The following is a 10,945-nucleotide window of genomic DNA, read 5'->3' as shown; positions in this document are numbered from 1 at the left end:
CGGGGCGGCGGTGCGGGCGGGACGCGTCCCGCCCCCGGCCCGCTGACGCCGGCGCGGCTGCTCGATCCCGAACACGGGCTGACCACCCTGCTGCGCGAGGCCACCGCGCTGGAGACGGAGAGCCGGGAGGAACTGGACGGGGTCCCCAGCTACCGGGTCGGCGGCGAGCTCGACCGGGAGGTCGTCGCGGGGTTCGTGCCGGGCGTCCACGACGACGTCGCGGTGAAGTTCTGGGTGGCCGGGCGCGGGCAGGGACAGCTGCTGCGGGTCTGGATGCAGGTGCCGCCCCGGCAGAAGAACGAGGGCGCCGTGATGCTGGAACTCGCCCTCGACGGACACGAGACCGCCGCCACCGGGTCCTGATCCCGGTGGCGGCGGTCCGGCGTCACGCCGTACCGCAGCGGGTGCCCTCCGGCGGCAGGGTGCCACTGATCAGGTACTCCGCGCCGGCCTCGTCGATGCAGTCGTTGCCCGCCGCGAGGAACGCACCGTGCCGCGCGCCCTCGAACGTCAGCAGCCGGCCGCCCAGGGCCTCGGCGAGGTTGACCCCGGCCTCGTACGGGGTGGCGGGGTCACCGGTCGACGAGATCACCAGCGGGGGCGGGATCCCGTCGACGTCGGGCAGCCGTGGCTTCGAGGTGTGGTCGACGGGCCAGAACGCGCAGGGCCCGCGTGCCGACGACGGGGGCAGCCCGGGGTCGAGGAACTCCGCGGCGTCCAACGCCTGCCGCTGCATCTCGGCGTTGCGCTCCGGGTCGGTCACCGGCGGCTCGTCGACGCAGTTGACCGCGGTCAGCGCCTCGTGCATGTTCGAGTAGCGGCCGTTCGGGCCGCGCTGCAGGTAGTTGTCGGCGAGCATCATCAGGGTGGCGCCCTGCCCCTGCGCGAGCTCGGTGAGTCCCCGGTTCAGCATCGGCCAGCTCTGGTCGTCGTAGAGCGCGGCGATCGTCCCGGTGGTCGCGTCCTCGTAGGAGAGCACCCTGCCGTCCGGGAGTTCGACCGGCCGGTCGAGCAGCGGCCGGGTCAGGTCCTGATACGCCCCGACGGCACCGGCCGGGTCGTTGCCGAGGGCGCAGTCCTCGCGCCCCGTGCACCACCGGGCGAACTGGTCGAAGGTGTCGCCGAAGCCCTCGTACTGGGCCACCAGGGACTCCATGGCGTCCTGTTCGGGGTCGACCGCGCCGTCCAGCACGAGTGCGCGGACGTTGCCCGGGAACCGCTCGGCGTAGGTGTAACCGATCCGTGTGCCGTAGGACCACCCGATGTAGGTCAGCTTCTCGTCCCCCAGCACCGACCGCAGCACGTCCAGGTCGCGGGCCACGTCCCGGGTGCCCAGGTTGGCCAGCATCTCCTCGCCGTGCTCGGTGCGCTCGGCGCACTGCCGGCCGTACTCCCGCGCCTCCCGCTCGGCCTCGGCGACGGCCTCGGGGCTGCCGTCGTACTCGTCGACGTCGTTGCGGTCGGCGTCGATCTCCCGGTCGGTGAAGCAGTCGACGGCGGGCTCACTGGCCTGCACCCCCCGCGGGTCGAAGCCGACGAGGTCGAACCGCTCGGCGAGCCGGCCGTCCCACTCGCCCTGCGCCATGTACGCGGCCCGGGACATGCCGGAGCCCCCCGGACCGCCCGGGTTGATCACGGCGGAGCCGAGCGGCTCGCCGCCACCGTCGTCGGCCGGTTGCCGCAGCAATCCGAGGGAGACGGTCTCCCCGTCGGGCTCCGAGTAGTCCAGTGGCACGGTCATCCGCGCGCACTCGACGCCCTCGGGAACCGTCGAGAAGGCCTGCTGCGTGTAGGCGGACGTGGCGTACGGTGCGCATTCGCCCCAGTCGAGCTGCTGGGAGTAGTAGGTCTCCAGCCCCTCCGGGACCGGGCCGGCCGGTGCGGTCGGGTCGGGGGACTCCGACGCCGGACCGGAGCACGCCGCGAGGACCGCGACGAGCAGGACGGTTGCCCCGGGCAGGTAGCGTTTCCGTGTGAGCACGTCCGCGATCGTGCCACTTCCGGACGAGGCGGGAACCGTACGGTACCCGGACGCGTTACCCGCTCGGTGACGAACGGAGCGTTCCACGCTCGGTGACGAACGGGAGCGTTGCACGCTCGGTGCTGAACGGGAGCGTTACCCGCTCGGGAACGAACAGGGAGGAGAGACACTGGTGGCGCTGAGGGACCGGGTCGGCAGGAGGATGCGGCGACTCCTCCAGAAACCCGCCAGTGTCGAACTGACCCGGTACGAGGCCCTGCTGCCCGCCGTCGCCGAACGCGGGGACGAGCTCGGCGGCCTCTCCGACGAGGAGCTCACCGAGCGGGCGACGGCGCTGCGGGACAAGACCGGATTCGACGACGACACGCTGACCGAGATCTGCGCGCTCGGCAGGGAGGCCGCACACCGGCGGCTCGGCGAGCGCGCGTTCGACGTCCAACTGCTCGGCGTGATGGGCCTGCTCACCGGGCACGTGGTGCAGATGGCCACCGGCGAGGGCAAGACCCTCGCGGGTGCGCTGGCCGCGGCCGGGCACGCGCTGCGGGGCAGCCGGGTGCACCTGATCTCGGTGAACGACTACCTCGCCCGCCGCGACGCGGAGTGGATGCGCCCCGTGTACGACCTGCTGGGGGTCTCGGTCGGCTGGGTCGAACCCGCACTGGACGCGAAGGAGCGGCAGGCGGCCTACGACGCCGAGGTGTGCTACGGCGCGGTCAGCGAGATCGGCTTCGACGTGCTGCGGGACCGGCTGGCCACCCGGGTCGACGACCTCGCCCAGCCGGAGCCCGAGGTGGCGATCGTGGACGAGGCCGACTCGGTGCTCGTGGACGAGGCCCGGGTGCCGCTGGTGATGGCCGGTTCGGTGGACGCGGGCGTGGCCGACGAGGAGGTCGCCGACATCGTCCGGCGGCTGCGGGTGAACCTGCACTACGAGACCGACCCGGACGGGCGCAACGCGTGGCTGACCCCCGAGGGGGCGTCGGTGGTGGAGAAGGCGCTCGGCGGGGTGGACCTCTACGCCGAGGAGGCCACCGACCGGCTCGCGGCCGTCAACGCCGCCCTGCACGCGCACGCCCTGCTCACCCGGGATGTGGACTACCTGGTGCGGGACGGCCGGGTGCAGCTGATCAACGCCTCCCGCGGCCGGGTCGCCGAGTTGCAGCGCTGGCCGGACGGGCTGCAGTCGGCGGTGGAGGCCAAGGAACAGGTTCCGCCGTCCGACCACGGCGAGATCCTCGACTCGATCACCGTGCAGGCGCTGATCGCACGCTACCCGCGGGTGGCGGGGATGACGGGTACGGCGGAGGCCGTGGCCGAGCAGCTGCGGGAGTTCTACCGGCTCGAGGTCGCGGTGATCCCCCCGAACACCCCGAACATCCGCGAGGACCTGCCGCACCGGGTGTTCAGCACGCCGACCGGCAAGCTGCGGGCGATCGTGGAGGAGATCCGCTCGGTCCACGAGACCGGACGGCCCGTGCTGGTGGGCACGCAGGACGTCGCCGAGAGCGAGGAGCTGGCGGAGAAGCTGCGCAAGGCCGGCATCGAGTGTGTGGTGCTCAACGCGCGCAACGACGCCGAGGAGGCGTCCGTGATCGCCGAGGCGGGCACCTTCGGCGCCGTCACGGTGTCGACGCAGATGGCCGGCCGCGGTACCGACATCCGGCTCGGGGGCGCGGACGGCGCCGACGCGGAGCGGGTGGCCGAGCTGGGCGGTCTGCACGTGATCGGCACCGCGCGGTACCCGAGCAGCAGGCTCGACGACCAGCTCCGTGGCCGGGCGGGCAGGCAGGGCGACCCGGGCAGCTCGGTGTTCTTCGCCAGCCTCGCCGACGAACTGGTGCTGGCGCACGCGCCGGACGTCGCCGACCTGCCCGCCGACGAGGACAGCGGCGAGGTCACCGACCCCGCGGCGCACCGGCAGATCAACCACGCGCAGCGGGTCGCCGAAGGCGTCGACCTGGAGATCCACCGCAACACCTGGCGCTACACGCGGCTGATCGAGCACCAGCGCGCGGAGATGCTGAAGTACCGCGACGAGGTGCTGCGCACCGGGGAGGCCCGGCGGTTGCTCGCCGAGGCCGAGCCGGACCGCGTCGCCGAGCTCGCCGAGGCACTCGACGAGGCGACGGTGGACCAGGCCTGCCGGGAGATCGTCCTGTTCCACCTCGACCAGCTGTGGGCCGACCACCTCGCCTTCCTCACCGACGTCCGGGAGACGATCCATCTCCGGGCGCTGGCCAAGGAGGCACCGCTGGACGAGTTCCACCGCACCGCGATCCCGGCGTTCCGCAAGATCCGGGGCGAGGCGGAGTCCCGCGCCGCGGCCACCCTGCGCGAGGCGGAGGTCACCGCGGACGGGGTCGACCTGGCGGGAGCGGGGGTGCGCAGGCCGACCTCGACGTGGACCTACCTGGTGCACGACAACCCGTTCGACTCGGACGCCGAGCAGGCGCTGAAGAAGGTGCGGGCGACGCTGCGCAAGAAGCGGGACTGAGGCACCCGGCCCGCCCCCGGCCGCGGCGGTGCGGGGGACAATGGGGCCATGCCCCGATTGCGCATCGCCCTGGCCCAGGTGAACACGACCGTCGGCGACCTCGCCGGGAACGCCGACCGGACGGTGGCGTGGGCCCGTGAGGCCGCCGCGGCGGGGGCGCACCTCGCCGTGTTCCCGGAGATGTCGCTCACCGGATACCCGGTGGAGGATCTCGCCCTCCGGACGGCGTTCTCGTCCGCCTCGGCGGAGGCGCTGCCGCGGCTGGCCACCCGCCTGGCCGACCAGGGGTGCGGCGAGCTGCTCACCTGGGTCGGCTACCTGGACGCCGACGACGCGGGGCCGCGCAACGCGGTGGCCGCCCTGTACCGGGGCGAGGTCGTGGCCACCCAGTACAAGCACCACCTGCCCAACTACGGCGTGTTCGACGAACGGCGCCACTTCGCGCCCGGCACGGCACTCGACGTGGTGCGGGCGCACGGCGTGGACATCGGTGTGGTGGTCTGCGAGGACCTGTGGCAGGAGGGCGGGCCGGTGACCGCGCTCGGCGGGGCGGGTGTCGACGTCGTCGTGTCGCCGAACGCCTCCCCGTACGAACGGTCCAAGGACGACGTGCGGCTCCCGTTGGTGGCCCGCCGCGCCGCGGAGGCCGGGGCGCCCGTGGTCTACACCAACCTGGTGGGCGGGCAGGACGACCTCGTCTTCGACGGGGACTCGATCGTCGTCGGCGCCGACGGGTCCCTGCTCGCGCGGGCACCGCAGTTCACCGAGCACCTGCTGGTGACCGATCTCGACGTCCCCGCGGGCGGGCACACGGCCGAGGGCACCTTCGCCGGCCTCGCGGTGCGCCGCCGGGTCCTCCCCGGCGAGGCCGCGACGTCCGCTCCCGCTCCCGCGTCCGCGCCGGAGACCGGACCGCGGGTCGCCGCAGGGTCGGTGGTCGGCGAGCCACTGTCCGACGAGGCCGAGGTGTGGTCGGCGTTGGTGCTCGGCCTGCGCGACTACGTCGCCAAGAACAACTTCGGGTCGGTGCTGCTGGGCCTGTCCGGGGGGATCGACTCGGCCGTCAGCGCGGCGCTGGCGGTGGACGCGCTCGGCGCGGACGCCGTGTACGGGGTGTCCATGCCGTCGAAGTACTCCTCGCAGCATTCCCGGACCGACGCGGCCGAGCTGGCCCGGCGGACCGGCTGTCACTACCGGGAGGAGCCGGTCGAGGCGATGGTCGCGCTGTACGTGGACCAGCTCGGGTTGGCGGGCAGCGGGCTGGCGGAGGAGAACATCCAGGCCCGGGTCCGCGGCATGCTGCTGATGGCGCTGTCCAACCTGGAGGGGCACCTGGTGCTGGCGCCCGGGAACAAGACCGAGCTGGCCGTGGGCTACTCGACCATCTACGGGGACGCGGTCGGCGGGTTCGCCCCGATCAAGGACGTGTTCAAGACACAGGTGTGGGAGCTCGCGCGCTGGCGTAACGCGGAGGCGGACAAGCGCGGCGAGACCCCGCCGATCCCGCCGAACTCGATCGACAAGGCCCCGTCGGCGGAGCTGCGGCCCGGCCAGCTCGACACGGATTCACTGCCGGACTACGCACTGCTCGACGACATCCTGGACGACTACGTGGAGGGTGACCGGGGGTTCGCGGACCTGCTCGACGCCGGGTTCGACGCCGAGGTGATCGACCGCGTGGTGCGCATGGTGGACCGGGCCGAGTACAAGCGACGCCAGTACCCGCCGGGCACCAAGATCACCTTCAAGGCGTTCGGCCGGGACCGCAGACTCCCGATGACCAACGCCTGGCGCGAACGCCACCGGGGGTAACGCGGCAGGGTGTGCCGTGAAGGCCCCCTTCCCCGCCCCGGGTGCCGCGAAGGACTCCTTCACTGCGTCCGACGCAGGCAGGGAGTCCTTCACGGCCACCACGCACGGTGACCGCCCGGTCAGCGGGGCCGGGCGGGGCCCGGGGGGCGCCACGGGCGCAGCCAGGGGGTCTCGGGCCAGCCCTCGGCGGCGGCCATGAGGGGGAAGGCCGTCGCGCCGTCGAGTGCCTCCCGGACGAGGTCGGCGTGTCCGGCGTGCCGGGCGGTCTCCTCGATCAGGTGCAGCAGCACCCACCGCACCGACCACGCCTCGACGTCGTCCGGGAACCACGGCACGTCCCGCGGCACCGGCACCGGCCTGCCGAGGTCGTCGATCAGCGAGACGATCTCCTCGGTGCGGGTGGCGACGCACTCGTACTCGCGGATGATCTCGTGCAGCGTCGCCTCCGGTGCGGTGCCCGGTTCCGGTCCGGGGCGTGGGGACCGGCCGAGCACGGTGTCCAGCCACCCGCGTTCGGTCGCGGCGACGTGCCGGATGATCCCGCCGACGCTCAGCGGGCCGGCCACGGGCGTGGCGCGGGCCTGTTCGTCGGTGAGTCCGTAGGCCGCCAGGCACAGCACGTACCGCTGCTGCGCGAGGTAGTTGAGCAGTCCCTCCCGCTCGTCGGAGACCGGACCGATCAGACCGGGCACCGCACACCTCCCGGGCCCGCCGCGGTACGGCCCGGCCGGTGGGTTCCGCTCACGTTCGCGACCACGGTGTCCCCTCCCTGCTCCGCACCCGGCGTCCGACCGCGACCAGGTAGGCCATGCCGGCGCAGAGCAGGACCGACATCGCCACCAGCTGTACCCGGGCGGCCACCCCCGCGTACCGCGACACCCCGGTCACGACGCCCGTCGCGAGCGCCACCGCCGCCGCGGACTCGACCACCACGACACACCGGGCGACGAGGCCCCACCCGGCGTGCCACCAGAGCGCGAGGACCGCGGGGCCGACGACGTACTGCACGGCGAGCACCGCCGAGGCCACGACGTTCACCCGGTGGGCGAGCGAGAGATCCCCGCGGGGCGCGCACACCTCGGACAGTGCCGGGACGCAGTCCGGGGGGAACCCCGCCCGCACGAGCATCAGGGCGCCGAACGAGAAGACCGCCGCGACGGTGAGTCTGCCCTGCCAGTGCACCGGCGCCAGCCGCAGCAGCGGCGGGGTGGACAGCATGAACGCCACCCCGGCGACCGCGTCCGCGAGGCGGAACAGCGTCCGGTACGGCTGCCCCTGGGCGCTGAGCCCCACCGGCAGGTCGTGCAGCGGGGACAGGTCGGTGTCCAGCACCAGCTCGGCCAGCCATCCGAGGTGGGCGGCCGTGCCCACGCCGAGCAGGAGGACGGCCGCCGTCCGGACCACGCCGAACGGCGCGGAACGGGGCAGGGCCGAGAGCATGGCGAACTACTTATCACGCCGCACCCGGCGAGCACAGCCGTTCGCCGTGCGCGCCGGAGGGCAGAACCCCCTGTGAAGCTCATCGCAGCCGCTTGGGCGCCGTCGCGGCCGGTGCGACGCTGAAGGTGTCCAACGATCACGACCCGGGGACCTCGTGGAGGCCTCGAGGGAAGGACGGTCGACGAGGATGTCGCGAGACGACGCGCGTTCCACGCCGGACGCGGCCGGCACCGGCCCGGCCGCCGGGCACACCGACGACACCGCACCCGCCACCACGCGGGACGAGACGGGCGCGCCGTACGGCGCCGGGGCGTCCGCGCCGGAGGCGCCCCGCAGGCGGGTCCGGGTGCACCACCTGCGGGAGATGAAGCAGCGGGGCGAGACCTGGCCCATGCTGACCACGTACGACACCCACACCGCCGCCCTGTTCGACGAGGCCGGGATCCCGGTGCTGCTCGTGGGTGACTCTGCGGCCAACACGGTGTACGGCTACGAGAGCTCGCTGCCGGTGACGGTGGACGAGATGCTGCCGCTGGTGCGGTCGGTGACCCGCTCGGCCCGCAGCGCGCTGGTGGTCGCCGACCTGCCGTTCGGGTCGTTCCAGGCCTCCCCCGCGCAGGCGTTCGACACGGCGGTGCGGTTCATGAAGGAGGGCCGTGCGCACGCCGTCAAGTTGGAGGGCGGTCGCCGGTTCGCACCGCACGTGGAGATGCTCACGGCCGCAGGCATCCCGGTCATGGGCCACCTCGGCTTCACGCCGCAGAGTGAGCACAACCTCGGGGGCTACCGGGTCCAGGGGCGCGGCACGGCCGCGGACGAGCTGGTCACCGACGCGCTGGCGCTGCAGGACGCGGGCGCGTTCGCCGTGGTGCTGGAGATGGTGCCCGCCGAGGTCGCGAAGCAGGTCACCCACGAACTGCGTATCCCCACGGTCGGGATCGGCGCGGGGCCGGACTGCGACGCGCAGGTGCTCGTGTGGCAGGACATGGCCGGGATGAGCGGTGGTAAGGCGCCCCGGTTCGTCAAGCGCTACGCCGACGTGGGCGGGATGCTGTCGCAGGCGGCCCGCGACTTCGCCGCGGAGGTCCGGGACGGCACGTTCCCGTCGTCCGAACACACCTTCCACTGACGGCGCCCCGGACGACACCGGTCGTCCGCGTGCCCCTGGACGACACCGGTCGTCCGCGTGCCCCTGGTGGCTGCCAGGATCTCCCCCGCGTGTGCCGGGCGTGTGACCGCGCCCGGCACACGCCACGGGCGTCGACGAGCGGAGGCACGGTGGAGGGGCTGTATCCGGCGATCGGGCCGCACGACCGGGGCATGCTCGACGTCGGCGGGGGTCACCGCATTCACTGGGAGGTCAGTGGCGATCCGGAGGGGCGGCCCGCGGTCGTCGTCCACGGGGGTCCGGGCGGTGCGAGCGACCCGCTGACGCGGCGGCACTTCGACCCGTCGGCCTACCGGATCGTGCAGTTCGACCAGCGCGGATGTGGCCGCAGCACGCCGCACGTGGCCGACAGCGTGACCGACCCGGACGCCGACCCGGACGCCGGGCTCGCCGGCAACACCACCTGGGATCTCGTGGCCGATCTGGAGCGGCTGCGCGCACACCTCGGTATCGAGCGGTGGCTGCTGCTGGGCGGGTCGTGGGGCGCCACGCTGGCGCTGGCCTACGCCGAGACGCACCCGGACCGGGTGTCCGGGCTGGTGCTGCGCGGGGTGTTCACCGCGCGACGGTGCGAGCTGGACTGGCTCTACGCCGGTGGGGCGGCGTGGCTGTTCCCGGAGGACTGGGAGCGTTTCCTGGCTCCGGTACCGGACGAGCGGCGCCACGACCCGCTGGCGGCCTACGCCGCGCTGCTGTCCGACCCCGACCCGGCGGTGCGGCAGCGGGCCGCGGTGGCCTGGAGCGAGTGGGAGGGCGCGCTCGTGTCGATCACCCCTCGGCCCGCCCACCGGGCCCGCTACGCGGATCCGGCCTTCGCGGTGCCGTTCGCCCGGCTGGCGGTGCACTACTTCACCCACGGCGCGTGGCTCGACGACGGCGCCCTCCTCCGGGACGCCGACCGGCTGGCCGGCATCCCGGGCGCGATCGTGCAGGGCCGCTACGACGCCGTGTGCCCGCCGGCCACGGCCCACGCCCTGCACCGGGCGTGGCCGGACTCCACCCTGACCGTCCTGGACACGGCAGGCCACGCCGTCACCGACCCGGGAATCCTCCCCGCCCTGCGCTCGGCCACCGACCGCTTCGCGGCCGGCGGCCGAGCGTGAGGGGCACATCCCCTGCATCGGACGCCGCGAGGGGCACATTCACTGCGTCACACGCAGGGAAAGTGCCCTTCACGGCACACCCGACAGGGTGTGCAGGAGGGTGGGGTGGGCCTCGACGAGGGAGGGGCCGTACCAGGTGAGGTGGCGGCCGTTGACGAGGACGTAGGGGACTCCGGGGAAGTGGTCGGGGCCGTCGTCGTCGGTGAAGGCGTACGGTTCGTCCGGCAGGACGAGCAGGTCCGCCTCGCCGCCGGCGAAGCGGGCGCGCAGCTCGTCGAGGGACGGCCGGGGGTAGCGGTCGGCATGGTCGGCGTACACGTGCGTGACGCCGACCCGGCGCAGCACGTCCCCGGCGAAGGTGTCCCGGCCCAGCACGACCCACGGTTTGCGCCACACCGGCACCACGGCGTGCGCGCGCACGGGCGCGACCGCACTCCACAGCCGCCGCGCCGAGGTGAGCCACTCCGGCACCGGGACCTCGAACGCGTGGGTGAACAGCCGCTCCAGGGAGTCCAGCGCGGCGGGCACCGTCGCGGGCGCCGCGGTCACCCACACCGGCACCCCGGCTTCCCGCAGCCGCGCGACGTCGTCCGGCCGGTTCTCCTCGGCGTTCGCGAGCACGAGGTCCGGCCGCAGGTCGAGCACCGAGTCCACGGTCGGGTACTTCGAGCCCCCGACCCTGCCGACGTCGAGGTCGACGGGGTGCGAGCAGTACGTGGTGGCCCCGGCCAGCACCCCGGGCACGGTGGTCGCCACCGCCTCGGTCAACGACGGGACCAGGGAGACCACCCGCTCCGGGCGGGCGGACAGGGGCACCGGGGCCCCGAGATCGTCGGTCGGCGCGGTCGCATCGGTACGCATACCGTCCAGTCCACCAGCCCCGCGCCACGGCGCGGTCCCCGGGACACCGGGCGGGCCGGGGACCGGGCGGGCCGGGACCGGGTGGG

9 protein-coding genes are annotated in these 10,945 nt (G+C 73.9%); 5 read left to right on the top strand and 4 right to left on the bottom strand.

The features are described from left to right. Window positions 1-363, top strand: a 363-nt coding sequence (locus ACTIR_RS27225) for an LppX_LprAFG lipoprotein (protein WP_034240329.1), incomplete at its 5' end; no start/stop codon positions are given. 22 nt (window positions 364-385) lie between these two features. Here the strand turns inward: ACTIR_RS27225 and ACTIR_RS0115090 are convergent. Further along, entirely contained in the window at window positions 386-1,981 is a 1,596-nt protein-coding gene (locus tag ACTIR_RS0115090) for an alpha/beta hydrolase (RefSeq protein ID WP_026454910.1), read from the bottom strand. Window positions 1,982-2,153: 172 nt separating this feature from the next. Here ACTIR_RS0115090 and secA2 point away from each other — a divergent pair, with 172 nt between their 5' ends. Then, the gene (gene secA2 / locus ACTIR_RS0115085; protein WP_026454909.1) at window positions 2,154-4,475 is read left to right on the top strand and encodes an accessory Sec system translocase SecA2; all 2,322 of its coding nucleotides are present in this window, start codon (window positions 2,154-2,156) and stop codon (window positions 4,473-4,475) included. A gap of 48 nt (window positions 4,476-4,523) precedes the next feature. Beyond that, on the top strand, window positions 4,524-6,287 hold the full coding sequence (locus ACTIR_RS0115080; RefSeq protein ID WP_026454908.1) for an NAD+ synthase: 1,764 nt from the start codon (window positions 4,524-4,526) through the stop codon (window positions 6,285-6,287). 119 nt (window positions 6,288-6,406) lie between these two features. Here ACTIR_RS0115080 and ACTIR_RS0115075 read toward each other — a convergent pair whose 3' ends face one another. Then, window positions 6,407-6,979, bottom strand: coding sequence for a DinB family protein (locus ACTIR_RS0115075; protein ID WP_026454907.1), 573 nt, complete (start codon window positions 6,977-6,979; stop codon window positions 6,407-6,409). A gap of 49 nt (window positions 6,980-7,028) precedes the next feature. After that, window positions 7,029-7,727 carry a DUF998 domain-containing protein gene (locus tag ACTIR_RS0115070; RefSeq protein WP_026454906.1) on the bottom strand — a complete coding sequence of 233 codons (699 nt, stop codon included), beginning with the start codon at window positions 7,725-7,727 and terminating at the stop codon, window positions 7,029-7,031. A 187-nt stretch (window positions 7,728-7,914) separates the two neighbouring features. Here ACTIR_RS0115070 and panB point away from each other — a divergent pair, with 187 nt between their 5' ends. Together panB and pip are read left to right on the top strand one after the other, a co-directional pair. After that, on the top strand, window positions 7,915-8,856 hold the full coding sequence (gene panB / locus ACTIR_RS0115065) for a 3-methyl-2-oxobutanoate hydroxymethyltransferase (protein ID WP_026454905.1): 942 nt from the start codon (window positions 7,915-7,917) through the stop codon (window positions 8,854-8,856). Between the two features lie 149 nt (window positions 8,857-9,005). Continuing rightward, the gene (pip, locus tag ACTIR_RS0115060) at window positions 9,006-9,998 is read left to right on the top strand and encodes a prolyl aminopeptidase (protein ID WP_026454904.1); all 993 of its coding nucleotides are present in this window, start codon (window positions 9,006-9,008) and stop codon (window positions 9,996-9,998) included. A gap of 69 nt (window positions 9,999-10,067) precedes the next feature. Here the strand turns inward: pip and ACTIR_RS0115055 are convergent, their stop codons facing one another. Continuing rightward, on the bottom strand, window positions 10,068-10,859 hold the full coding sequence (locus ACTIR_RS0115055; protein ID WP_026454903.1) for a helical backbone metal receptor: 792 nt from the start codon (window positions 10,857-10,859) through the stop codon (window positions 10,068-10,070). Window positions 10,860-10,945: the final 86 nt, after the last annotated feature.

It is taken from the genome of Saccharomonospora iraqiensis subsp. iraqiensis (assembly GCF_000430445.1).
In the GTDB taxonomy this organism is placed as follows: domain Bacteria; phylum Actinomycetota; class Actinomycetes; order Mycobacteriales; family Pseudonocardiaceae; genus Saccharomonospora; species Saccharomonospora iraqiensis.
Note: the sequence above shows the minus strand (reverse complement) of the source record. Positions and strands in the feature narration are given on the sequence as shown.

Excerpts from the sequence above, each read along its gene's own strand:
- panB (WP_026454905.1), top strand. The coding sequence starts at position 7,915 with ATGTCGCGAGACGACGCGCGTTCCACGCCGGACGCGGCCGGCACCGGC.
- ACTIR_RS0115070 (WP_026454906.1), bottom strand. The coding sequence starts at position 7,727 with ATGCTCTCGGCCCTGCCCCGTTCCGCGCCGTTCGGCGTGGTCCGGACG.
- ACTIR_RS0115055 (WP_026454903.1), bottom strand. The coding sequence starts at position 10,859 with ATGCGTACCGATGCGACCGCGCCGACCGACGATCTCGGGGCCCCGGTG.
- ACTIR_RS0115080 (WP_026454908.1), top strand. The coding sequence starts at position 4,524 with ATGCCCCGATTGCGCATCGCCCTGGCCCAGGTGAACACGACCGTCGGC.